The sequence below is a fragment of the Streptomyces sp. NPDC001194 genome (genome assembly GCF_042896985.1).
Taxonomy (GTDB): domain Bacteria; phylum Actinomycetota; class Actinomycetes; order Streptomycetales; family Streptomycetaceae; genus Streptomyces.
In genome coordinates, this window is record NZ_JBIAXU010000004.1 from 207,653 (window position 1) to 230,546 (window position 22,894).

The window sequence follows — 22,894 nt, forward strand, 5'->3', positions numbered from 1 at the left end:
CAAACGGCGTACGGCGCAAACAGGCCGGGTATCACCGATGCGGGCAGGGGTGGCACGTTCCGAGGCGGCGGTGCCCGGGGGCGCCCCGACTGCCGTTCGGGAACGAGGAGTTCGCCATGACGCGCTGGTATGAGGGGCCGCTGGCCGCATTCGACACGGAGACGACCGGGGTGGACGTGGAGCAGGACCGGATCGTGTCCGCCGCTCTCATCGTGCAGGAGTGTGCGGGCGGCCGGGTCCGCTCCACCCGCTGGCTGGTCAACCCCGGCATTCCGGTGCCCCCGGGGGCCACGGAAGTGCACGGACTGACCGATGACCACTTGCAGCGCAACGGGCGGTGGCCGGCGCCCGTCGTCGAGGAGATAGCCCGTGCGCTCGGCGAGCAGCTGGTGGCGGGCCGGCCGGTGGTGGTGATGAACGCGCCGTTCGACCTGACGCTGCTGGACCGGGAGTTGCGCCGGCACCGGGCGTCGACGCTGGCGCGGTACCTGGACAACCGGCCGCTGACGGTGCTGGACCCCCGGGTGCTGGACAAGCACCTGGACCGGTACCGCAAGGGCCGCCGGACCCTGACGGACCTGTGCGCGCACTACGGGATAGAGCTGGAGGACGCGCACGACGCGGCGGCGGACGCGCTGGCCTCGCTGGAGGTCGTACGGGCGGTGGGCCGCCGCTTCGCGGCGCGGCTGGAGCGGCTGACGCCGGCGGAGCTGCACACGCTCCAGGCGGTGTGGCACGCGGCGCAGGCGCGCGGGCTGCAGGCGTGGTTCGCGCGGCAGGGGACGCCGGAGGCGGTGGACCCGCACTGGCCGCTGCGGCCGGAGATGCCGGCGGCGGCATAGGCCGGCGGCCGCAACGGGCCCCGGACATGCGGAAGGCCGGTCCGTCGTGAGACGGACCGGCCTGACCCGGTGGGCGATACTGGGATCGAACCAGTGACCCCTTCGGTGTGAACGAAGTGCTCTCCCGCTGAGCTAATCGCCCGGGAACGGGTTGAACAATACAAGAGGCACGGGGTCTGGTTCAAACCGCTTCCGGCGGGGCGGCCAGCCGGGCCTCCAGCGCGTGCCGTCCGGCCCGCATCATCAGGGCGTGGTTGAGCCGGAACGCGGGCCGCACCGGCACCGCGAGGCGCCGCAGCAAGGGGCTGCGCACCTCGACCTCCTGCTCGTACAGGGCCCGTGTCCCGCGCCCGCCCGCGCCCCGGCGGGCCCGTACGGTCCACCGCGCCCAGCCCTCGATGTCCCCGTGCAGGGCCGCCTCCAGGAGGCCGCGGCCGGGATCGCGGAGCAGTTCGGTGGCGGTCATCCGGATCTCGTACGGGAGGACGGAGCGGATGAGCAGGGCGCCGCTGTGCCCTTCGAGCTGCTCGACCGCGCGGACCTGGGGCCACCAGCGCGGGTAGTCCCCGGTCCGCTCCAGTACGGAGTAGACCCGCGCGGGCGGGGCGTCGAGGTCCCACACGCTGCGGAAGCGGTAGCGGTTCCAGCGGTCCAGGCGGCTGCGGTCCATGGCCCCAGTCTGGACCGGCGGGGCCGGGTGCGGGGCCCGCTCCGCCGCATCCACCCTTCCGTGGACACGGGGGCGCCCTCCGGCGCGTTCGCGCGCGCTCCTGTCCCGCTTCCCGTCCTACTCCCTTCCCTCCCCCGCGTACTCAGCGCGGATCTGAGTACGCACACCCATGTCCTGACGGCGTGACGGGCGCCACACTCCGGAGCATGGCGACTCCACCACCACACGGCGCACTCCTGCCGCCCGACCACGAGCTGGCGCTCATCGACCGGGAGCTGGCCCAACTCGACGCCCGGCGCGCGTACTTGCTGGCCCGGCGGGACTGGCTGCTGCGGCTGCTGCCGCCGGTGCCGACGGCGCACGGCTGGGCGGCGCACGCGCCGGTTCCCCCCGCCCGCCCGAACGAGGCCTCGGGCCCCGGTGCGCAGAACGTGCTGCTCACCCTGGGCGCGGTGCTGCTCGCCGTGGCCGCGCTGGCGTTCACCCTGGTCAGCTGGGGCTCCCTGGGGATCGCCGGGCGCGGAGCGGTGCTGGCCGTGGTGACGGTCGCGGCGCTCGGCGCGCCCGCGCCGCTGCTGCGCCGCGGGCTGCGGTCGACCGCCGAGTCGGTGGCGGCGCTGGGTCTGCTGCTGACGGTGCTGGACGCGTACGCGGTGTACGCGGTGTACGCGCCCACCGCCGACGGCACGGCGTACGCGGCGGGGGCGGCGGCCGTGCTGGCCGCGCTGTGGGCGGGGTACGCCCGGGTGCTGCCGGGGCCGGTGGTCCCGCTGCCCGCGGCGGTGCTGACGGCGCAGCTCCCGCTGCCGCTGGCGGCGGTGGCCGCGGCGGCGGGGCCGGTGGGGACCGGCTGGGCACTGCTGGCGACGGCCGCGCTGGACGCGGCGCTCGTCCTGCTGGTGCCCGGGGTGCGGGCGCGGGCCGCGGTGTCCGGCCCGGCGGCCGTGAGCGCGGCCGTCCTGGGGGCGGGGGCGCTGCTGAGCGGGGTGTCGCAGATGGCGCAGGCGGGTTCGGCGGGGGCGGCGGCCGGTCCGGCCCTGCTGCTGGCGGCGGGCGCGGCGCTGGGCGTCGGGGTGGCCTGGCGGGAGCCCTCGGCGACGGCGGCTTCGGTGTCCGGCGCCCTCGCGGGGGTGGCGGCGCTCGGCGGCACGGTGCGGCCGGCCCTCGCGCCGGACTGGACCGTGGTCGTGTTCCTGCTGCTCGCCCTGCCGCTGCTGGCCTCGGTACGGGCGACCGGGCTCCCGGCGGCGGTCCGGCGCGGCCTGGCCGGGGCGGGGGCCGGGGTGGCCGCCCTGGCCGCACTGTCGGCGCTGCTGCCCGCGGTCGGCTCGCTGGGGTTCCGGGTCGTGGTGCTGGGCCAGGTGTGGGCGGCGACGACCCCGTCCCGGGAGGCGTACGGGCCGGGGGCGGCGGCCGCGGTGACCCTGCTGGTGGCGGCGGGGGCGGCCGGGTGGCTGGCCCGGGTGCTGCCGCGTCCGGAGCCGGGGGTGATCGCGGTGGTGCTCGGCTGGGCGGGGCTGTTCACGGCGCCGCTGCTGTGCGGGCTGCCGGTGGCCGCGGTGCTCGCGGCCCAGCTGGCGGTGACGGCGGCCGCCGGGGTGTGCGCGCTGCGGCTCGGGCGCGGTCCGGGGTACGCGGCCGCGGTGTGCGCGGCGCTGGGGGCGCTGAACCTGTCGGTGGCCGCGCTGGACGGCCGTACCGCCACCTTCGCGGTCTTCGGGCTGCTGGGTGCGGGCTGCGCGGCGGTTGCGGCGCGGCGGCCCGCCGCGCCGCCCGTACGGGCCGGCGCGGCGGCGCTGGCCGTCGGATACGCGGCGGGCGTGGCGGCGGCGCTGGGGGCGCTGTGGGGGCTCGCGGCGCCGTGGTGGGCGCTGCCGCTGCTGACGGTCCCGGCGGCCGTGGCGGCGGCCGGCCCGCGGCTGGGCCGGGTACGGCTCCCGGCGGAGACCGCGGCCGGCGTGGTCGGCGCGGCGGCCCTGCTCCTCGCGGCCTGGCCCTGGGAGCCGGCGCGGGCGGCGCTGGTGTGCGCGCTGGCGGGGGTGGTCTGCGCGGGCGCGGCGGTACGGGCGGAGCGGCGCGGGCTCGGCTGGGCGGCCGGGACCCTGTTCGTGGCGGCGACGTGGATCCGCCTGTCGGCGTCGGGGGTGCAGGTCCCGGAGGCGTACACGCTGCCGGTGACGGTGCCCGCGCTGGCGGTGGGCTTCCTGCGCCGCCGCCGGGACGCCGGGGCGTCCTCGTGGACGGCGTACGGGCCGGGGCTGGGGGCGACCCTGCTGCCGAGCCTGCTCGCCGCCTGGGGCGATCCGTCCTGGCTGCGGCCGCTGCTGCTGGGGCTGGCGGCGCTGGCGGCGACCCTGGTCGGCGCACACCGGCGGCTCCAGGCCCCGCTGCTGCTCGGCGGCGCCACGCTCGCGGCCGTGGCCCTGCACGAGCTGGCCCCGTACGTGGTCCAGGTCGTCGACGCGCTGCCGCGCTGGCTGCCGCCGGCGCTGGCGGGGCTGCTGCTCCTGGTGGTGGGCGCGACGTACGAGAAGCGGCTGCGGGACGCGCGCCGGCTGCGTGCGGCCCTCGGCCGCCTGAGGTAGCGGCGGGAGCGACGGGAGCGGGGAAACGCCAAGGGCCCGGAGACTGTGGAAGTCTCCGGGCCCTTGGTCCGGGTGGGCGATACTGGGTTCGAACCAGTGACCCCTTCGGTGTGAACGAAGTGCTCTCCCACTGAGCTAATCGCCCGGACGCACCGCAAACATTACCCCATGTCAGCGGTGGTTCCCGACCATCACTGGTCCTTGAGGTTCCAGGGCAGGGTGAGCCCGTACTTCCACAGGTAGAAGCCGATCAGCGCGCCCGCGATCACGAGCCCGGTGCCGGTCAGGATGAGGTTGCGGCGGCGGACCTTCGGGTCCAGCGCCTTCTGCGCGGCCTCGGTCACCTTGCGCTTGGTCCAGCGCAGCACCAGGTGGGCCCAGGCGAACTCGGTGGCCCAGATCGCCAGGCCCGCGAAGATCGCGACCCAGCCGGGGCCGGGCAGGACGAGCATGGCCACGCCGGCGCCGATGACGGCGAGGCCGACGATGAAGACGCCGACCTGCCAGCTCAGGTGCAGGCTGCGGCGCGACTTGATGAAGGCGGGAGCCTTCGATACGTGCTGCGCTTCTCCCGTGGTCTGCTGGACCGTGTCGTCGGCTGCGGACTCGACTCCGGACTCGGCTGCGGACCCTTGGGTCCCGCGGTCACTCCCCGTATTCATGAGCCCGAATCTACCGGAGCCGGAAGCACACGTGAATGGCGCTTTGGATCCGCCGTCCGAGGGACCCAGAGGTCCGCAAAACGGTCAGAGGGGTTTACAACGGCACCGTAGGTGGCATGTCGATTTCGCCGACGTGCGAATCCCCGAGCGCACACTGAGCGAAAGGCCCTGGCGCTTATGAACACCACGGTCAGCTGCGAGCTGCACCTGCGCCTCGTTGTGTCGAGCGAGTCCTCACTGCCTGTCCCGGCGGGCCTGCGGTATGACACGGCCGATCCCTACGCCGTGCACGCCACCTTCCACACCGGCGCCGAGGAGACGGTCGAGTGGGTTTTCGCCCGAGACCTCCTCGCTGAGGGCCTCCACCGGCCCACCGGAACCGGAGACGTCCGCGTCTGGCCGTCCCGCAGCCACGGTCAGGGCGTCGTCTGCATCGCCCTGAGCTCACCGGAGGGAGAAGCGCTGCTCGAAGCACCCGCCCGCGCACTCGAATCGTTCCTCAAGCGGACGGACGCCGCGGTTCCACCCGGGACCGAACACCGGCACTTCGACCTCGACAAGGAGCTCTCCCACATCCTGGCCGAAAGCTGAGCCAGGCCCTCAGGGAGCACCTCCCGGCACGCGCCGGGGGCCACTCCGCACCGTCCGACTCGGGGCGACGGTGCGGGCTGGACGAAAACCTCATACGGCAGTGCCGGCGCTGTTCTCGCGGAAGCCGTCCGCGAGGGCGGCGCCGGCATGCGTGGCGCGGTCGGCCTCGTCCCTCGTGACGTGTTCGCCACGGAGGTCCCTCCCGGTTCCGCCCGGGCACGGCTAGAGTCGGCCCCCAGCGGCGGCACTGGCCCGTCGCCGCAGGCCCGGCCCCCAGGGAGCGACCCCCGTGCAGATTCCCCACGACACCCGTCGCGCGCTCGACGTCGTCGTCGCGCTGGTGAACACCGCGGCCGAGGCGGAGCAGCCCGACGGCCTGGCGGACGTCGGCTCGCTGCGTGAGTTCGTACGCGAATACAAGATCAGCGACATCGGCGAGCTCGGCGTGCGCGACCTCGCCGGCGTACGCACCGTCCGCGGCAAGTTCGCCCAGGTCTTCGGGGCGTCCAGCCCGCGGATCGCGGCCGGGCTGATCAACGAGCTGGTGGCGACCGCCGGCACCACCCCGCAGCTGACCGACCACGACGGCTACGACTGGCACGTCCACTACTTCGCGCCGGGCGCCTCGCTGGGCGACCACCTCGCGGCCGACGGCGGCATGGCGCTGGCCTTCATCGTGGTCTCCGGAGAGCAGGAGCGGCTGCGCCGCTGCGAGGCCCCGGACTGCCGGCGGGCCTTCGTGGACCTGTCCCGGAACCGCTCGCGGCGCTACTGCGACAGCCGGACCTGCGGGAACCGGCTGCACGTGGCGGCGTACCGGGCCCGGCGTAAGGAGGCCGACGCGGGCACCTCGGAGCCCGGCGCACAACAGCAGGCGCGGCAGGACTCCCCCCTCGGCTCACAGCAGGAAGAGGTCGTGCACGGCGGCCAGCAGCAACAGGGTGCCGATCACCCCTAGGAAGATCATCAAGGGCGGCTGGGAGAGCGCGAAGAGGCAGCCTCGCGGCTCCTCGGCGACGGGGGCGGGGACCGGGGCCGGTGCGGGAACCGGCGGGTCGCCCTGCGATGTGTCGAGCATGTCCGGCAGATGATCGCGCAGGGCGCGCTTCACCGGCCCCCAACACGCCATCCTTTACGCGGGAGTTCACCTCTTCCGGTCAGGCTTGCCGGGATACCGCTCCCCGGGCTCAGATGCCGTGCTTCTTCAAAATCGCTTCGATGTCGGAGAAGTCGTCCGCAGGAGTGGCGGCGCTCTGGCGGGGCGCCGGCTGCGCGGAGCCGCTCCGGCCCGGCGAGGGGGCGGACGCGGCCGGGGCCACGGCCTCCCGCCCGGGGCTCCCCTTCGCCGCCTTCACGGCCTTCGAGGGCTTCTCCCCCGCCCCGAGGCCGCGCCGCTCGATGGCACGCGTGGTCATGAAGAGCACCCAGGAGAGCCCGAGCAGCCCGAAGCCCAGCCAGACGGACGGCTTGAAGACCATCCCCGACACCCACTCCACGAAGCCCGTCAGCACCAGGGCGACCGGCACGAGCGCGTACGCCGCGATGCGCGTGGCGGCGAGGAAGCGCTTGCGGTACGCGGTCACGGCGGCGATGCCCAGGCCGGCCGCGGACACCGCGGAACATATGGTCTCGGCCAGCATGCGGTCCTCCAGGGGTGGGCGATACGTCCCTTCCATCCTGCACCGGGTACCGCCGCTGCGGCCATGGCCCGAGCGGATCCGGAGCCGATCTCCGGGAGATGTCGGGGTCGCGCCTCCTCCTCAGGGGGTGCGCGAGGGGGTGCGTTTCGATGGTGGCGCCCGGCGGCTGGGAGACTGGGCCCATGACCGATTCCGTGATCCTCGACGTCTGGTGCGAACTCCAGTGCCCGGACTGCCACCGAGCCCTGGACGACGTACGCGCCCTGCGGGCCCGCTACGGCGACCGGCTGGACATCCGGCTGCGCCACTTCCCGCTGGAGAAGCACAAGCACGCCTTCGCCGCCGCGCAGGCCGCGGAGGAGGCCGCGGAGCAGGGCCAGGCCTGGCCGTACGTGGAGGCCGTACTGGCCCGCACGGCGGAGCTCGGCGAGCGCGGCGAGGCCGTACTGCTGGACGTGGCGCGTGAACTCGGCCTCGACGCCGAGGATTTCGACACCGCGCTGATCGACGGCCGGCACATCCTGATCGTCGACGCCGACCAGGCCGAGGGCAAGGCGATCGGCGTGACCGGCACCCCGACGTACGTCATCGACGGCGAGCGCCTCGACGGCGGCAAGAGCCAGGAGGGGCTGCGCGCCCGCATCGAGGCGATCGCGGACCGCCTGCTGGCCGCCGACGACGCGTAGGCGCCGCCCCCTAGAGGAGGTCCTTGGCGTAGTTGACGTCCGTCGTCCGGTAGCCGAGGGACTCGTACAGCCGCAGGGCCGGGGTGTTGCCCGCGAAGACCTGGAGTCCGAGGACGCGGTGGCCCCCGGCCAGGGCCGAGCGTTCGGCCAGCAGCATCAGGTCGCGCCCGTGGCCCCGCCCGCGGTGCTCCTCGGCGACGGCGACGTCGAAGACGTACGCGCCCTCCCCGTTCGGCGCCGACCAGACGTGGCCGACGGGGACGCCGTCCGCCTCCAGGACGCAGAGGGTGGCGCCCTCGGTCGCCAGTCCGTGGGGCAGGGCGCGCTCGTGGTCGGCCACCGACTTCGCGCGCGCGGCCTCCTCCGGCATCCCGCGGCTGGTCCAGTCGGCCGCGTAGCCCTCGATCGCCGCGACGAGCCAGATCTCGTACTCGGCCTCCGTCATGGGGCGGCCGACCACCCCCGCGCGGAGCTCGGGAGGCTCCGCCGGGAGCTCCTTGGCCATGTTCCGGCTGTACTCGGCGTACCCGAGTGCCTGAGCCATCCGCAGGCCGCCCGCCGACGCCGCGGGCACGGAGACCCGGACGCGGCGGCAGCCCCAGCCGCGCAGCACCTCCTCGGCGGCGAGCGCCCCGACCGTGGCGCGGCCGCGCCCCCGGTCCGGCTCGTCGACGGCGAGGTCGCGTATCTCGCCGACGGTCGGCCCGAAGGGCGTGTCACAGGCGACCAGCAGCGCGCCGACGCGCCTGCTGTTGACCCGGATCTCGTACGGGCGCGACCGCGCGCCCCCGGTGCTCTGCTGAAGCGGCCCGCTCGGCCGCAGGGTGGTGGTCATCAATCGAGTTCTACCCGCCCTGCGGCCGCCTGCGACAGCCATTAAGCGGGCGGATCGGATCGGTCGCCTCAGGGGTCCAGGTCCGCGCCGGCCCGCGCCTCGAAGATCCGCATCGCCTCGGCGGTGACGGGCCCCGGCACGGCGGCGGCCACGGCCCGCCCGTCGACCCGGTGGACGGCCTGGACATCGCGCAGCGTAGAGGTCAGGAAGACCTCCTCCGCCTGCTCCAGCGCCTCGAAGGGCAGGTCGGCCTCCTTGGCCCCGACCCAGTCGACGACGAGGGCCCGGGTGATGCCGGCGAGGCAGCCGGAGGCGAGCGGAGGGGTGTACAGCACTCCGTCGAGGACGACGAACACGTTCGACCCGGTGCCCTCGCAGAGCCGTCCGACCGTGTTGGCGAACAGGGCCTCGGATGCCCCGGCCCGGTGGGCGGCGGCCAGCGCGACGACGTTCTCGGCGTACGAGGTGGTCTTCAGGCCGGCCACGGCGGAGCGCTCGTTGCGCACCCAGGGCACGGTGATCACGGCGGTGGTGTCCGCCCGGCGGGTCTCCTCGGCCACGGCGACGACGAGGGTGGGGCCGCAGTCGCCGCGGTCGGAGCCGAGCGGGGACACTCCCCCGGTGTACGTGATGCGCATGCGGGCGAGCGGCAGCGGATTGGCCTCCAGGACGGCCGCGCAGGCCCGGCGCACCTCGTCCGGGTCGGGGTCCGGCAGGCCGAGGCCGCGGGCGGAGCGGGTCAGCCGGTCCACGTGCCGGGTGAGTGCGAACGCCGTGCCGCGCTCCGCCTTCACGGTCTCGAACACCCCGTCGCCCACGGTCAGCCCGTGGTCGAAGACGGACACCTGTGCGCTGTCGGCGTTCCGCAGCGCGCCGTCGAGCCAGATCCTCACCGTACGTTACCTCCGCTCACCCAGGGGTGCCGGTCACCTCATGGGTTCCCGACGCTACCCTGAGCAACCGGGCGGCCTTCAGCTCCGTCTCGGCCCATTCGCGGTCGGGGTCGGAGCCCCAGGTGATGCCTGCGCCGGTGCCGAAGAGCAGGCTCGGGCCGCCCGGGCGGCTGCGGTCGATCCAGAAGGTGCGGATGCCGACGGCCAGCTCGGCGGTGCCGCGGTCGGCGTCGACCCAGCCGATGCCCCCGCAGTAGGGGCCGCGGGGGGCGGTCTCCAGGGCGTCGATGATCCGCAGCGCGGAGGACTTGGGGGCGCCCGTGACGGAGCCGGGCGGGAAGGTCGCGGCGAGCAGCTCGGGCCAGCCGGCCCCGTCGGCGAGTTCGCCGCTGACGGTGGAGACGAGGTGGACCAGGCCCGGGTGCTCCTCGACGGCGCACAGTTCGGGGACGGTGACGGAGCCGGTGGCGCAGACCCGTCCGAGGTCGTTGCGCACGAGGTCCACGATCATGACGTTCTCGGCGTGGTCCTTGGGCAGGAGGTCGGCGGCCGTGCGGCCGGTTCCCTTGATGGGGCCGGACTCCACGTGGCGGCCGACCCGGCGCAGGTAGAGCTCCGGGGAGGCGGTGGCGATCTCGACGCCGTGGGCCGGGAGCCGAATCGTTCCTGCGTACGGGGCCGGGTTGCCGCGGGCGAGCAGCGCCGTGAGGGCGTCGACGTCGGCGCGGTCGGGATCGGGCAGCGGCGCGGACATCACGCGGCAGAGATTGGCCTGGTAGACCTCGCCGGCGGCGATGTGCTCGCGGATGCGGCGTACGCCGGCCGTGTAGGCCGCGCGGTCGAGGGAGGAGGACCACTGGTCGGCGGCGGGGCCGCGCCAGGCCCCCGGGACGGGCGGCGGGACGGGGTCGGGGCGTATGTCGCCGAAGCGGGCGCAGACCAGCCGCCCCTCGAAGTCCGCGGCGACCGCCCAGAAGCCCGTCGAGTCGAGGGCGCAGGGGTCGCTGGTGACGTCTCGGAGGTCGGTCGCGAGGAGGCCGCCGAAGCGGGCCAGGGGAAGCAGGTCGTGCACGGCTGCGAGTCTATGACCGGTGACGCCGCGGCGCCGGTGAGGTGACCGCCGGGTGACCGGTGGTGATCGAGCGGCAGCACGCTGCGGAAACGCGTTTTTGAGCTGGCCCGGGAATCCGCTAGAGTTCAACACGTCGCCAGGGAGCGAAGGGGGAAAACCCCGGAGCGAACACGGTGACCTGCGGACGTAGCTCAGTTGGTAGAGCACCACCTTGCCAAGGTGGATGTCGCGAGTTCGAGTCTCGTCGTCCGCTCGAAGTGGGGGATCTTCCCGAGAATCCCTGCAGCTCCATGGTGGAGTGGCCGAGAGGCGAGGCAACGGCCTGCAAAGCCGTCTACACGGGTTCAAATCCCGTCTCCACCTCCAAGGACGATTAGCTCAGCGGGAGAGCGCTTCCCTGACACGGAAGAGGTCACTGGTTCAATCCCAGTATCGTCCACTGGTCCGCAAGGACCTGGTCCGCAAGGATCCCCGCGCGATTAGCTCAGCGGGAGAGCGCTTCCCTGACACGGAAGAGGTCACTGGTTCAATCCCAGTATCGCGCACGCAGTACACGCACCACCTGCTTGAACTGCGGTTTCGTACCGCGGTCCCGCGCGATTAGCTCAGCGGGAGAGCGCTTCCCTGACACGGAAGAGGTCACTGGTTCAATCCCAGTATCGCGCACCACCTCCGGAAGCCCCGGCCGTTCTCACGGCCGGGGCTTCCGCGTTGCCGGGTGGCTCAGGAGGAGAAGAGCATCCGGCCGAAGCCGCCCTTGTGGTGGCCGTGGTGACCGTGACCGTGGCTCCCGTGGCCGCCGTGGTGCGGGGCGCCCCAGGCGGGCGCCGGGGCGTGCGCGGCCGGGTAGGGGGCCGGGGGCGCGGCGGGCGGCGGGACCTGGCCGTACTGGCCGCCGGTGTACTGGGACTCCAGGCGGGTCAGCGCCTCCAGCTCGCCGTAGTCGAGGAAGATGCCGCGGCAGTTGCTGCACTGCTCGATCTGGACACCGTTGCGGTTGTAGGTGTGCATCATCGCGTGACACTTCGGACACTGCATGACCGGATCAACTCCTCGCCGTCTGCTTCGACACCGGATGCATGCCCGGTGGCGTGGAGCTCACCCTACGACGGAGCCCGCGCCTCCAAGTCGGGCGGGAGGGAGGCGATCCGGGCACAGGATTCCACCATCAGCCGTTCCACGTCTTCGAGTCGGCGTCGGCTCTCCACCGATTTGGCCAGGGCGAGGGCTGCGGTCTGCACGGTCAGGGCCCGGGCGGCGAGGTCCAGTTCCGGCCAGGGGTCGGAGCCGGGCGGCCCTGCCGCGGGACCGCCCGCGGCGCGGTAGGAGTCGAGGAAGCGGACCCAGGCCCCGGTGTCGAGCAGCCCGGCTGCGTACCAGGCCGCGGGCCGGGCCAGGTCCCAGGCGGGGGTCCCGATGCCGAGGTCGTCCACGTCGATGAGGCGCCAGCCCCCGTCGGGGCCGGGCCCCCGCACCAACTGCCCCAGGTGCAGGTCCCCGTGGCACAGGGCCCCGCCCCGGGGAGCCGGCGCCTCCCCGCGCACCCAGGCGGGCAGGGTCCGCGCGGCCGCCCGTACGAGGTCGCCGGCGGACCGGCCCTCGGCGGGACCGGGCACGAGCGCGGCCCCGGACCGCGTCCCGGCGGGACTCCGGGCGCTCTCGGCGCCTCGGACTCCGCCACGGTCGGCGACCGCTCCGGCGGCCGTGGCCCGGGACAGGCGGCGCAGGGCGCGGGCGAGTTTGGCCGGGCCCCGCATCGGGGGGACCGGTCCGGGCAGCCGGTTCACGGGCACCTGGTGCAGGGCCGCCAGCAGCCGTCCGGCCGCCTCCCAGGGGGCGTCCTCGGGACGCTCCGGGTCGACGGGGGCCCCGTACGGCCACAGGGACACGGGCCGGCCCCCGAGGTAGCCGACCTCGGGTCGCAGCGGGGCCAGCAGCACCCCGGCCAGCGCCTCGTCCGCGGCGATCCGCATCCGTACGGCGAGGCCCGCGCGGTCGCTGTCCCCGGCGTGCGCCTTGGCGACGATCTCGCCGCAGCGCACGACCGTGCCGTCCTCGCGCTCGGCGAGCAGCTCGTACGGGGCGCCCCGCTCCCCCGCGCCGGCGTACGCCGCGAGGGCTGCGGGCAGTGGCTCCTGGTTCATCGCGGTTCCACGGCTCCCGTCGCTGGCGTCTCGGAAGCAGATTACGGAACCGCGGGGCCGCGTGAAGTCACGGACGGCGGCGCCGGAGGGCATGAAAAAGGGTGCTGCCCGTCCGACTCCCCAGTCGTACGGGCAGCACCCTTCACCTGCCGTCCGTCGCGCCCCCGTCCCCACGGGGTTCGACGGGCCGATGTCCCGGTCCGGGCCGCTCTCCCGGACCCGGGGCGCCGCTCAGCGCCCCAGCATCACGCCCACGGACGACGCCTGTGCCGCCACCTGGTCGAATCCTCCGAAGAGGAAGAGCAGGAGGGCGGCCAGGGGGAGCACCATGGCCGCGGCCACCAGTGGATGGCGCGTGCCGGACTCATGGCCGTTGAACGCGAATGCCTTGCGTCCGTGCCGTGCGATGTCCGCCATGGTCCTCTCCCTGTCGGTTGGCAGCGGCGGGCTTGTGACCTCGGGGGACGAGTGCTCCACCCGCCGCTTGTCTTCAACACTAGGCGCGGCGAAGTCCCCTGGCGTCCTGCCCTCGTACCCCTTGCCAGGCCTCCAGGAGGATGACGGGCCGCCGTGCGTGTACTCCCCTGGGTGGAGACCGGCCCCCCGGTGTGAGGGTCATCCCGGAGGGGATGACCGGAGGGTAGTGAGTTCGCTCACTTCCGTCACTCCCCGCGCATGCGTGTCCGCCGACGGGGTAGGTCCGAGATCATCCCGCGCGCCTGCCCGGCGCACGCGCCGCCCGCTGCCGTGCGCCCCGCGCACGACCCCGGCCGGATGCCCAATCCCCTTGGCCCGAGGGCCGTTTGGCCGAACGGGCAAGTGCCTTACGGGCAGGGGTCCGTGCGGGTGAGGAACCCTCAAGTGGGTTGCCCGCACTGACCATCGAATCTTCCGGCGAGGGCGCGGCCTCTGAGCGCTCGTGGCGGATCGTCCGTAAGCTGTGGCACGTCAACAGGACGACCGGTCAGCGGGGTGGACATGGCGATGATGCGGCTCCGGCGCGAGGACCCGCGTGTCGTCGGATCATTCAGGCTGCACCGGCGGCTCGGGGCCGGCGGCATGGGCGTGGTCTACCTGGGATCGGACCGGCGCGGCCAGCGGGTCGCGCTCAAGGTGATCCGGCCCGACCTGGCCGAGGACCAGGAGTTCCGCTCCCGCTTCGCGCGCGAGGTGTCCGCCGCCCGGCGGATCCGCGGCGGGTGCACGGCGCGCCTGGTGGCCGCGGACCTGGACGCGGAGCGTCCGTGGTTCGCCACCCAGTACGTGCCCGGGCCCTCCCTGCACGACAAGGTGGCCGAGGAGGGCCCCCTCACGGCCGCCCAGATCGCCGCGATCGGGGCCGCGCTCTCCGAGGGACTGGTCGCCGTGCACGAGGCGGGGGTCGTCCACCGCGATCTCAAGCCCTCGAACATTCTTCTGTCCCCCAAGGGTCCCCGGATCATCGACTTCGGGATCGCCTGGGCCACGGGTGCGAGCACCCTCACCCACGTGGGCACCGCCGTCGGCTCCCCCGGGTTCCTCGCGCCCGAACAGGTGCGCGGGGCCGCCGTCACCCCGGCGACCGACGTGTTCGCGCTGGGGGCCACCCTCGCCTACGCCGCGACCGCCGATTCGCCCTTCGGGCACGGCAGTTCCGAGGTCATGCTGTACCGCGTGGTGCACGAGGAGCCGCATCTGGTGGGGGTCCCGGACGCGCTGGCCCCGCTCGTACAGGCGTGCCTCGCCAAGGACCCCGAGGAGCGGCCCAGCACGCTCCAGCTGTCGATGCGGCTGAAGGAGATCGCGGCCCGGGAGGCGCAGGGGCTGTCCGACGGGCGCCCTCCGGCGCAGCGCGCACGGGCCGCCGAGCGGCCGACCGGTCGGCTGGCCGACGCGTACGCCGACCAGCGCACGGAGCGGCGTACGGGCGGCACTCCGGCACCCCAGGGACCGGACCAGGGCCAGGGCCAGGGGCCGCACAGCGGCGGGCACCCGCGGCCCTCGTCCTCCCGGCCCTCGTCCTCCCGGCCCTCGTCCTCGCGGAACCCGGGCGGCCCGTCCTCCCGCCCGACGGCGGGGCGTACCGGCGGCCGCCAGGCCCCCCGCACGACGGGAGCGGGGCGGCGCCCCTCACGGCCGGACCCCCGGCTGATGCGGCAGCGGCTGATCGTGTTCGTCGTGGTCACGCTGATCGTGGCACTGGGGATCGCCGCCGCCCAGAAGTTCTAGACGGACACCCCGCCACCTCCTAGACCTCCGCGGAAGCGGCGGCCTGGGGCGGGCGGGTCGCGTAGAAGGCCACCGCGGAGGCCGCGGCCACGTTCAGCGAGTCGATCCCCTCGGCCATCGGGATCCGGACCCACTCGTCGGCGGCGCGCAGCGCGTACGTGGACAGGCCGTGCCCCTCGGAGCCGAGCATGATCGCGGAGCGCTCGAAACGCTCCGGCGGGACCTGGTCCAGCGGCGTGGCCTTGGGGCTCGGCGTCATGGCCAGGATCCGGTATCCCGCCTCGCGGACCTTCTCCAGGTCCGCGGGCCACTGGTCCAGGCGCGCGTAGGGCACCGAGAACACGGAGCCCATGGAGACCTTGATGGCACGCCGGTAGAGCGGATCCGCGCAGTCCGGGGAGAGCAGTATCGCGCTGATGCCGAGGGCCGCCGCGCTGCGGAAGGCGGCGCCCAGGTTGGCGTGGTCGACGAAGCCCTCGAAGACGGCGATCCGGTGTCCCGCGCCCGCCCCCTCCGCCGCGAGGAGTTCGTCGGCCGCGGGCAGCGGCTTGCGCTGCATCGAGGCGAGGGCGCCGCGGTGCACGTGGTAGCCGGTGACCCGTTCGGCGAGCTCCGGGGTGACGGCGTAGACCGGGGCCGGGAGTTCGTCGATGACGTCGCGCATGACGTCGACCCACTTGGCGGAGAGCAGCATCGAGCGCATCTCGTACCCGGCGTCCTTGGCGCGTCTGATGACCTTCTCGCCCTCGGCGATGAACAGGCCCTCCGCGGGCTCGCGCCGGCGCCGGAGTTCGACGTCGGTCAGGCCCGTGTAGTCGCGCAGGCGCGGGTCGTCGGGGTCTTCGACGGTGATGAGATCAGCCACAGGGTGATACTGCCTTGTCCGGGTTGTGGTGCCAACGGCCGTGCGGGCCGCGGATGTTTCAGGCGGTGGGGGCGGCGGGGGCCCCGACGTTGACGACCTCGCCGATCACGATGACCGCGGGCGGACGGACCTCCTGCGCCCGTACGGTCTCGCCGACCGTGGCGAGGGTGGCGTCCACGCGGCGCTGGGTGGCCGTGGTGCCCTCCTGGACGACCGCGACCGGGGTGCCGGCGGGGCGGCCGTGCCGCACCAGGGCCTCGGCGATCAGGCCGATCTTGTCCACGCCCATCAGGATCACCAGGGTGCCGGTGAGCTTGGCGAGGGAGGCCCAGTCCACGAGGGAGCGCGGGTCGTCGGGGCCGACGTGGCCGCTGACCACGGTGAACTCGTGTGCCACGCCCCGGTGGGTGACCGGGATGCCGACGGCGCCGGGCACCGAGATGGAGCTGGAGATGCCGGGGACGACGGTGCAGGGGATGCCGGCCTCGGCGAGGGCCTGGAGCTCCTCCATGCCGCGGCCGAAGACGTACGGGTCCCCGCCCTTGAGCCGCACCACGGCCTTGCCGGCCTTGGCGTGCTCGATCAGGGCGTTGTTGATGGCCTCCTGGGCCATGAAACGGCCGTACGGGATCTTCGCGGCGTCGATGACCTCGACGTGCGGCGGGAGTTCGTCGAGCAGGTCGCGGGGGCCGAGCCGGTCGGCGATGACCACGTCGGCCTCGGCGAGGAGGCGGCGCCCGCGGACGGTGATCAGGTCGGGGTCGCCGGGGCCGCCGCCGACGAGCGAGACGCCGGGGGTGCGGGTGCGGTTCGCGGTGAGGGAGCCGTCGCGCAGCCCCTCGACGACGGCGTCGCGGACGGCGGCGGAGCGGCGGGGGTCGTTGCCGCTGAGGACGGCGACGGTGACCCCTTCGACGCGGCCGGTGGCCGGGGTCCAGGCGGTGGCCGCCTCGGCGTCGTCGGCGCGCACGCACCAGACCCGGCGGGCCTCGGCCTCGGCGGAGGCGGCGTCGTTGGCGGCCCGGTCCCGGGTCGCGATCAGCGCGTACCAGGCACCGTCCAGGTCCCCGTCCTGGTAGCGGCGGCGCTCCCAGCGGATCTCGCCGGTCTCGGCCATGGCGTCCACGGAGGGCGTGGCGGAGGGCGAGACGAGGAGGACGTCGGCGCCGGCCGCGATCAGCGCGGGCAGCCGGCGCTGGGCGACCTGGCCGCCGCCGATGACGACGACGCGGCGGCCGGCGAGGCGGAGTCCTACGGGGTACGCGGGGTGTTCGGCCATAGCGGTGCGGCTCCTGATGCGGCGGTGTGTGCAGGCCGCTGCTGCGCTGGAGCGGCTGTCGGAGTGTGACGTGCGGTTTTGCTGTCCGGGTCCACGATACGACCCGCGCCGTCGCCCCCGGGGCTCCACCCCCGGCCCCGACCGGCGGGGCCGGGGCGCGGGGTCTTCTCCCCGCTCCGGCCCTTCCCGTTCCGGGGCCGAGCCCCGGGGCCCCGTGCCGCGAACGCCGGACGGGGCCGGGAACGCCGCTGCACGGCGTTCCCGGCCCCGTCCGGCGGATCCCGGCTACTTCTCGGTGACTCCGGCCGAGTCGAAGGTGGCCACCTCGTGCATCGCGCGGGCCGCGCTCTGGACCAGCGGCAGGGCCAGCAGCGCGCCCGTGCCCTCGCCGAGGCGGAGGTCCAGGTCGACCAGCGGACGCAGGCCCAGCTTGTTCAGGGCCGCGACGTGGCCCGGCTCCGCGCTGCGGTGGCCCGCGATGCACGCCGACAGGGACTCCGGGGCGATGGCCCGGGCCACCAGGGCCGCCGCGCCCGCGCTCACGCCGTCGAGGATGACCGGGGTGCGCAGGGAGGCGCCGCCGAGGAGCAGGCCCACGATCGCCGCGTGCTCCAGGCCGCCGATGGCCGCCAGGACGCCGATCGGGTCCGCCGGGTCCGGCTGGTGGAGCTCCAGTGCGCGGCGTACGACCTCGACCTTGCGGGCGTGCGTCTCGTCGTTGATGCCCGTGCCGCGGCCGGTGACCTCCGCCGGGTCGACGCCCGTGAAGACCGAGATCAGCGCCGCCGACACCGTCGTGTTCGCGATGCCCATCTCGCCGGTCAGCAGGGCCTTGTTGCCCGCCGCCACCAGGTCGCGGGCCGTCTCGATGCCCACCTCGATGGCCGCGATCGCCTCCTCGCGGGTCATCGCCGGGCCCGTGGAGAGGTCGGCGGTGCCCGGACGGACCTTGCGCGGGAGCAGGCCGGGGGTGGCGGGGAGGTCCCCGGCGACGCCGACGTCGATCACGCAGACCTCGGCGCCGACCTGGTTGGCGAACGCGTTGCAGACCGCGCCCCCGCCCAGGAAGTTGGCCACCATCTGCGTGGTGACCTCCTGGGGCCACGGGGTGACGCCCTGGGCGTGCACTCCGTGGTCGCCGGCGAAGATCGCGACCGCGGCCGGCTCCGGGATCGGCGGCGGGCAGACCCGGGAGAGGCCGGACAGCTGTGCGGAGATGATTTCGAGCATGCCCAGGGCCCCGGCGGGCTTGGTCATGCGCTTCTGGCGCTCCCACGCCTCGCCCAGCGCCTTCGCGTCGAGCGGGCGGATGCTGGCGACCGTCTCCGAGAGCAGGTCGTGCGGTTCCTCGCCGGGCAGGGCGCGGCGCCCGTACGTCTCCTCGTGGACGACCCAGGCCAGTGGGCGGCGCTGCGACCAGCCGGCCTGCGCCAGCTCGGGCTCCTCCGGGAACTCGTCGACGTAGCCGACGCACAGGTACGCGACGACCTCCAGGTGCTCCGGCAGGCCGAGCTCGCGGACCATCTCGCGCTCGTCGAAGAAGCTGACCCAGCCGACGCCGAGGCCTTCGGCGCGCGCGGCGAGCCAGAGGTTCTCGACGGCGAGGGCCGAGGAGTACGGGGCCATCTGCGGCTGGGTGTGCCGGCCGAGGGTGTGGCGGCCGCCGCGGGTGGGGTCGGCGGTGACGACGATGTTCACCGGGGTGTCGAGGATGGCCTCGATCTTGAGCTGCTTGAACTGCTTCGCCCGGCCCTTGGGCAGCGACTTCGCGTAGGCCTCGCGCTGGCGCTGGGCGAGCTCGTGCATCGTGCGGCGGGTCTCGGCCGAGCGGATGACGACGAAGTCCCAGGGCTGCGAGTGGCCCACGCTGGGCGCGTGGTGCGCGGCCTCCAGGACGCGCAGGAGCACCTCGTGCGGGATCGGGTCGGTGCGGAAGCCGTTGCGGATGTCGCGGCGCTCGCGCATGACGCGCAGGACGGCCTCGCGCTCGGCGTCGGCGTACGCGGGGGCAGCCTCGCCCGCGGAAGGCTCCGCGACGGCTGCGACGGGCGCGACGGTTGCGTCGGACTCGGGCTCGGGCTCGGACTCGGACTCGGTGACGGCCTCCGCGACCGGCTCGGCGGCCGCCACGACGGCCGGCTCGGGCTCCGGGGCGGGCTCGGCGGCGGCTTCGGGCTCCACGGTCTCGGCCTGCGGGGCCGCTTCCGGTGCGGGTTCCGCGGCGACGGGGACGGCGGGGGCCTCGGGGGCGGCGGGCTCGACGACCTGGACGGCCTCGGGGGCCTGGACCACCGCGTCCGCGGCCGGCGCCGCCGGCTCCGGGTCGGCGGCCGGTGCCTCCACCGGCGCTGCCTCGGCCGGGACGGGCTCGGGCTCCGCGGCGGGCGCCGCAGGGGCCTCGGCGGCGACCGGCTCCGCGGCGGCGGGCTCCGGTGCCGGCTCCGCGGCGGCCGCGGCGAGCGCGACCGGCTCGGGCTCAGGCACCGCGACCGGCTCCGGCAGGGGAGCCTCCGGTCCGGCGGGGGCTTCGGCGGGGACCTCGGCGGCCACCGGCGCCATGACGGGCTCGGGCACCACCACGGGCACTGGCGCCACCACGGGCACGGGCGCCACCACGGGCTCGGGCGCCATGACGGGCTCCGGAGCCATCACGGGCTCGGGGACCACGGCGGGCTCGGGTACGACGGCGGGCTCGGGGACCACGGCGGGCTCCGGCGCCATGACCGGCTCCGGGACGGCCGCGGGCTCCGGCGCCGGCTCCGCCGACCACGGGGCGCCGGCCTGCGGCGGGGTCTCGCCCGGCTGCGGCGCGGCCGCCACGGCCACGGCCTCGGGCCGCGGGACGTCCAGGTACTCGGGGCCCACGGTCGGCGGACCGGCCACCTGCACCGGGATCGGCGCCACCGGGGCGGCTACGGGCGCGGCCGGGGCGGCCACCTGCGCCAGGGACACCACGGGGGCCGCGGCCGGGCCGCGGTCGGCGAGGGAACGTACGACTCCGCCGGTGGCCTCGGGCACGGGCGGGCCCATGTGCAGCGGCCGGCGCGAGGGCGCGACGGGGGCCGCGGGCGCGGCCTGGGCCACCGGGGCCGCCGCCTGCGGGACCACGAGGCCGCCGAGGTCGAGCGCACCGGAGTCACGGCCGCCGGCCTCGTGCGCCCCCGCGCTGTACGACGCGTCGCCGTACGAGGCGTCGCCGTAGGACGGGTCGGGGAACTCGGAGCGGGCGGGGTGGCCGGGCTCGGCGTAGGCGGCCGGCGCCTCGGGGTACTCGGTGTAGGGCGCTTCGCCGTAGGAGGCCGGGGCGGGGAAGACCGGCGCCGGCGGGACGACCTGGGGGTCGCTCCACGAGCCCTGGCCGCTCGGCATGAGCAGCAGTTCCTCGTCCTCCGGCTCGGCCGGGTTGTCCACGAGGTCCTGGAAGGCGTAGCCGCCCTGGACGGGAGCGGGGGCGGGGCCCGGGTGCTGGACCGGAGCGGGAATGCCCTGCTGATCCACCATGCCCGCGTTGTCCGGGAGACCCTCGCCCGGTACCTGGCCGGTGTCAGTCATGCGTACCCCTCGCCCATCGGTTGTGCGTCTTCGATCGCCCGGCGCCCGAGCGGGGTTTCCGTACGACGTGTCCGTCACGCGCACGCCCCGCACGACAACCCGTAAGCATTGTCGCGCCCGTTAGCCACCACGGCGGCCATAACCGGCATGGTGCGCTGTGGACTGCGCCACGTCGCGCGTCCGGCGGTGCCGTCACCCCCGGAGCTGCCAGGGCGGTACGACGATCGGCCAGCCTACCCCGAGACCGCTCAGCGGTTCACGGGGCGTTCGGCTGCCAGGAGGAAGACGACGGAACGGTCCTGTTCGTGCCAGGTACGGGTGTCCAGTCCCACGGACTGGAGGAGCGCGCACTCGACGGTGTAACCGCCCTCGGCGAGCGCGCGCCCGATCGCCTCCGCCTCGTCGCGGGTGGAGGCGTGGCTGACGATCCGTTCGGGCCGGCGGTCGGCGACGGCCCGGGCGACCTCGGCTCCCCCGCCGCCGACGCGCACGACGTCGGGTTCGGGGAGGTCCTCCAGTACGTGCGGTGCGCGACCGGCGACGACCTGGAGCTGTACGCCCCGCTTGCGGGCGGCGGCAGTTGCGCGTTCGCAGGCGCGCGGGTCGGCGTCGACCGCGATGACGGCGGCGCCGAACGCGGCGGCCTCCACCGCGAGGGCGCCGGAGCCGGTGCCGATGTCCCAGACCAGGTCGCCGGTGCGCGGGCCGAGGCGGGCGAGCTGGGCGGCGCGCAGCAGCGCCGACTCCCCTTCGCCTCCGTCGGGCCCGGGCCGGGCCCAGCCGCGTCCGCCGGTGTGGGCGGCGTTCTGGCCGAGGAGCCAGGCCGGGTCGGCGGCCGCGGCGGAGTGCGCGGCGGGGGCGGCGGCCTGCCCGCCGATGACGATGACGACGTTGGGGTCGCGCCAGCTGTGGTCGGGGACCCGGTCGGAGGTGAGGACGGTGACCTGCTCCTTGGCGGTGCCGAGCTCCTCGCAGATCACGAAGGTGCGGTGGACGCCGCCGAGCAGCAGGGCCAGTTCGGCGGGTCCGGCGCCGGGCGAGGTGAGGACGGCGACCTTGCCGTGGGCGCGGCAGACGTTGACGGCGCGGCGCAGCGTACGGGGGTGGGCGACGACGACCTGGGCGTCGTCCCAGGGCATCCCGGCGCGGGCGAAGGCGGCGGCTACGGCGGACACGGCGGGGACGACCTCGACCTCGAGGCCGTGCTCCGGGGCGCGCAGGGTCCGTACGGCGCCGAAGAAGCCGGGGTCCCCGTCGGCGAAGACGACCGCGGTGCCGCGGTGGCCGGCGATGCGGCGGGCGGCGAGGCCGAGGCTGCCGAGGCGGATGCGTTCGGCGGCGGGCGGTACCTCGGGGAGGGCGAGGTGGTGGGCGGCGCCGGCCACGAGGGTGGCGGCGGAGAGCGCGGACCGGGCGGCCGCGGTCAGGGGCGAGCCGTCCCAGCCGATCACCGTGACCCGGTCGGCCATCGTCGTCAGTCTCCTGGGGTGGGGGCGGGCGGAGCCTCGCCGGCAGGGGCCGGCGGGCGGGCACCAGGCACGGTGAGACTACCTGGTCATCGGTTCGGTCCGGTCAGCTCCAGTCGGCGCCGACGGCGAAGCCGCTGGCGCCCGCCCGGGCGCCGCGGCCGTACCCGTAGTCGTCGTGGCCGTTGTAGCCGTCCGACTCCTCCATGTCGTCGATGTCCTCGGGGAGCAGGCTCCAGACGATGAGGTCGGTGCGGGTGTCCGTCCAGGCGCCGTCTGTTCCGTTGTCGGGCCGGGTGCGCACCATCCAGGCGTTGCGCAGGACGCCTTCGCTGATGCAGCCGATCTTCTGGGCCACCTGCTGGGAGGCGGTGTTGTCGGCCGCCGTGCGCAGTTCGAGGCGTTCGAAGCGCTGGTCGTGGAAGAGCCATTGGGCGACGGCGAGCACGGACTCGCTGGCGTAGCCCTCGCCGCGGGCCCAGGGGGCGGTGACGTAGCCGACCTCTGTGCTGCGGGTGCGCCAGTTGGTGTTCCTGAGGTGCACGATGCCGACGAGGCGCTGGGTGAGGAATTCGGCGACGGCAAAAACGATGCCTCTGCCCTCGGTGCGCTCCGCGTGGGAGTCCCGGGTGGCCCAGGTGTGGGCGTCGGCGTGGGTGTAGGGGTGCGGTACGGAGGTCCAGGCGATGACGTGCTCGTCGTTCATCATCTCGGCGAGCGCGGTGACGTCCTCCCCGTCGAAGGGGCGCAGCACCAGCCGGTCCGTGCTGATGGTGACGTCCGGGAAGGTGGTAGTCATGCGCAGCTCCATGCCGTTGCTGGACCTTTGTGCGGGCCGTAGGCACAGCATGCAGCATCGGCGGTGGGATGTGGCGGCCGGGTTGCCCGGAAGCGGGCAGCGCTC

20 protein-coding genes, 7 tRNA genes and 1 pseudogene are annotated in these 22,894 nt (G+C 74.9%); 11 read left to right on the plus strand and 17 right to left on the minus strand.

Going from position 1 to position 22,894, the window contains the following annotated elements:
• The first annotated feature begins 116 nt into the window (after window positions 1-116).
• Entirely contained in the window at window positions 117-842 is a 726-nt protein-coding gene (locus ACFY1T_RS12105; protein ID WP_390788035.1) for a 3'-5' exonuclease, read from the plus strand.
• A gap of 70 nt (window positions 843-912) precedes the next feature.
• Here ACFY1T_RS12105 and ACFY1T_RS12110 read toward each other — a convergent pair.
• Together ACFY1T_RS12110 and ACFY1T_RS12115 are read right to left on the minus strand one after the other, a co-directional pair.
• Window positions 913-984 (minus strand) — tRNA-Val (locus tag ACFY1T_RS12110).
• Between the two features lie 39 nt (window positions 985-1,023).
• Window positions 1,024-1,512, minus strand: a complete 489-nt coding sequence (locus tag ACFY1T_RS12115) for an SRPBCC family protein (protein ID WP_384703352.1) — start codon at window positions 1,510-1,512, stop codon at window positions 1,024-1,026.
• A 206-nt stretch (window positions 1,513-1,718) separates the two neighbouring features.
• On the opposite strand from ACFY1T_RS12115, the gene ACFY1T_RS12120 reads away from it, so the two are divergent.
• Window positions 1,719-4,097 carry an SCO7613 C-terminal domain-containing membrane protein gene (locus tag ACFY1T_RS12120; RefSeq protein WP_390788036.1) on the plus strand — a complete coding sequence of 793 codons (2,379 nt, stop codon included), beginning with the start codon at window positions 1,719-1,721 and terminating at the stop codon, window positions 4,095-4,097.
• A gap of 73 nt (window positions 4,098-4,170) precedes the next feature.
• Here the strand turns inward: ACFY1T_RS12120 and ACFY1T_RS12125 are convergent.
• Both ACFY1T_RS12125 and ACFY1T_RS12130 read right to left on the minus strand, forming a co-directional pair.
• A tRNA-Val gene (locus tag ACFY1T_RS12125) sits at window positions 4,171-4,242 on the minus strand.
• Between the two features lie 46 nt (window positions 4,243-4,288).
• The gene (locus ACFY1T_RS12130) at window positions 4,289-4,759 is read right to left on the minus strand and encodes a TIGR02611 family protein (RefSeq protein WP_390788037.1); all 471 of its coding nucleotides are present in this window, start codon (window positions 4,757-4,759) and stop codon (window positions 4,289-4,291) included.
• Window positions 4,760-4,936: 177 nt separating this feature from the next.
• Here ACFY1T_RS12130 and ACFY1T_RS12135 point away from each other — a divergent pair, with 177 nt between their 5' ends.
• The gene (locus tag ACFY1T_RS12135) at window positions 4,937-5,350 is read left to right on the plus strand and encodes an SsgA family sporulation/cell division regulator (protein ID WP_030011909.1); all 414 of its coding nucleotides are present in this window, start codon (window positions 4,937-4,939) and stop codon (window positions 5,348-5,350) included.
• Window positions 5,351-5,639: 289 nt separating this feature from the next.
• Window positions 5,640-6,194: pseudogene (locus ACFY1T_RS12140) on the plus strand (CGNR zinc finger domain-containing protein); the annotation flags it as partial.
• 54 nt (window positions 6,195-6,248) lie between these two features.
• Here the strand turns inward: ACFY1T_RS12140 and ACFY1T_RS12145 are convergent.
• Entirely contained in the window at window positions 6,249-6,428 is a 180-nt protein-coding gene (locus tag ACFY1T_RS12145) for a hypothetical protein (protein ID WP_078860215.1), read from the minus strand.
• 109 nt (window positions 6,429-6,537) lie between these two features.
• On the minus strand, window positions 6,538-6,990 hold the full coding sequence (locus ACFY1T_RS12150) for a hypothetical protein (protein WP_390788038.1): 453 nt from the start codon (window positions 6,988-6,990) through the stop codon (window positions 6,538-6,540).
• A 182-nt stretch (window positions 6,991-7,172) separates the two neighbouring features.
• On the opposite strand from ACFY1T_RS12150, the gene ACFY1T_RS12155 reads away from it, so the two are divergent.
• Window positions 7,173-7,676, plus strand: a complete 504-nt coding sequence (locus ACFY1T_RS12155) for a DsbA family protein (RefSeq protein WP_030860082.1) — start codon at window positions 7,173-7,175, stop codon at window positions 7,674-7,676.
• 10 nt (window positions 7,677-7,686) lie between these two features.
• On the opposite strand, the gene ACFY1T_RS12160 is transcribed toward ACFY1T_RS12155, so the two are convergent.
• The 3 genes from ACFY1T_RS12160 to ACFY1T_RS12170 form a co-directional block, all read right to left on the minus strand.
• On the minus strand, window positions 7,687-8,511 hold the full coding sequence (locus ACFY1T_RS12160) for a GNAT family N-acetyltransferase (protein ID WP_390788039.1): 825 nt from the start codon (window positions 8,509-8,511) through the stop codon (window positions 7,687-7,689).
• A gap of 68 nt (window positions 8,512-8,579) precedes the next feature.
• Window positions 8,580-9,404: an aminotransferase class IV gene (locus ACFY1T_RS12165; RefSeq protein ID WP_390788040.1), complete on the minus strand. Its 825-nt coding sequence runs from the start codon at window positions 9,402-9,404 to the stop codon at window positions 8,580-8,582.
• 16 nt (window positions 9,405-9,420) lie between these two features.
• Window positions 9,421-10,476: a chorismate-binding protein gene (locus ACFY1T_RS12170; protein WP_390788041.1), complete on the minus strand. Its 1,056-nt coding sequence runs from the start codon at window positions 10,474-10,476 to the stop codon at window positions 9,421-9,423.
• A 180-nt stretch (window positions 10,477-10,656) separates the two neighbouring features.
• On the opposite strand from ACFY1T_RS12170, the gene ACFY1T_RS12175 reads away from it, so the two are divergent.
• From ACFY1T_RS12175 to ACFY1T_RS12195, 5 genes are all read left to right on the plus strand, one after another.
• Window positions 10,657-10,729, plus strand: a tRNA-Gly gene (locus ACFY1T_RS12175).
• Between the two features lie 39 nt (window positions 10,730-10,768).
• Window positions 10,769-10,842: transfer RNA gene (locus tag ACFY1T_RS12180), tRNA-Cys, on the plus strand.
• Window position 10,843: 1 nt separating this feature from the next.
• Window positions 10,844-10,915: transfer RNA gene (locus ACFY1T_RS12185), tRNA-Val, on the plus strand.
• Window positions 10,916-10,949: 34 nt separating this feature from the next.
• Window positions 10,950-11,021, plus strand: a tRNA-Val gene (locus ACFY1T_RS12190).
• 49 nt (window positions 11,022-11,070) lie between these two features.
• A tRNA-Val gene (locus ACFY1T_RS12195) sits at window positions 11,071-11,145 on the plus strand.
• 54 nt (window positions 11,146-11,199) lie between these two features.
• Here ACFY1T_RS12195 and ACFY1T_RS12200 read toward each other — a convergent pair.
• The 3 genes from ACFY1T_RS12200 to ACFY1T_RS12210 all read right to left on the minus strand — a co-directional run bounded on the left by ACFY1T_RS12200 (window position 11,200) and on the right by ACFY1T_RS12210 (window position 13,037).
• Window positions 11,200-11,514 (minus strand): zf-TFIIB domain-containing protein, encoded by a 315-nt coding sequence (locus tag ACFY1T_RS12200; RefSeq protein WP_390788042.1) that lies wholly within the window; start codon window positions 11,512-11,514, stop codon window positions 11,200-11,202.
• Window positions 11,515-11,579: 65 nt separating this feature from the next.
• Window positions 11,580-12,620 (minus strand): phosphotransferase, encoded by a 1,041-nt coding sequence (locus ACFY1T_RS12205; RefSeq protein WP_390788043.1) that lies wholly within the window; start codon window positions 12,618-12,620, stop codon window positions 11,580-11,582.
• Window positions 12,621-12,851: 231 nt separating this feature from the next.
• Entirely contained in the window at window positions 12,852-13,037 is a 186-nt protein-coding gene (locus ACFY1T_RS12210; RefSeq protein WP_030860094.1) for a hypothetical protein, read from the minus strand.
• A 561-nt stretch (window positions 13,038-13,598) separates the two neighbouring features.
• On the opposite strand from ACFY1T_RS12210, the gene ACFY1T_RS12215 reads away from it, so the two are divergent.
• A complete protein-coding gene (locus ACFY1T_RS12215) occupies window positions 13,599-14,828 on the plus strand; it encodes a serine/threonine-protein kinase (protein WP_390788044.1) in 1,230 nt (409 codons plus the stop codon).
• 19 nt (window positions 14,829-14,847) lie between these two features.
• On the opposite strand, the gene ACFY1T_RS12220 is transcribed toward ACFY1T_RS12215, so the two are convergent.
• The 5 genes from ACFY1T_RS12220 to ACFY1T_RS12240 form a co-directional block, all read right to left on the minus strand.
• Window positions 14,848-15,693: a TrmH family RNA methyltransferase gene (locus ACFY1T_RS12220; protein ID WP_384703319.1), complete on the minus strand. Its 846-nt coding sequence runs from the start codon at window positions 15,691-15,693 to the stop codon at window positions 14,848-14,850.
• A 58-nt stretch (window positions 15,694-15,751) separates the two neighbouring features.
• Window positions 15,752-16,972, minus strand: coding sequence for a uroporphyrinogen-III C-methyltransferase (cobA, locus tag ACFY1T_RS12225; protein WP_390788045.1), 1,221 nt, complete (start codon window positions 16,970-16,972; stop codon window positions 15,752-15,754).
• Window positions 16,973-17,257: 285 nt separating this feature from the next.
• A complete protein-coding gene (gene cobT / locus ACFY1T_RS12230; protein WP_390788046.1) occupies window positions 17,258-20,524 on the minus strand; it encodes a nicotinate-nucleotide--dimethylbenzimidazole phosphoribosyltransferase in 3,267 nt (1,088 codons plus the stop codon).
• Between the two features lie 248 nt (window positions 20,525-20,772).
• A complete protein-coding gene (gene cbiE, locus ACFY1T_RS12235; RefSeq protein ID WP_390788047.1) occupies window positions 20,773-21,993 on the minus strand; it encodes a precorrin-6y C5,15-methyltransferase (decarboxylating) subunit CbiE in 1,221 nt (406 codons plus the stop codon).
• A gap of 103 nt (window positions 21,994-22,096) precedes the next feature.
• Window positions 22,097-22,789: a GNAT family N-acetyltransferase gene (locus ACFY1T_RS12240; RefSeq protein ID WP_030860105.1), complete on the minus strand. Its 693-nt coding sequence runs from the start codon at window positions 22,787-22,789 to the stop codon at window positions 22,097-22,099.
• Window positions 22,790-22,894: the final 105 nt, after the last annotated feature.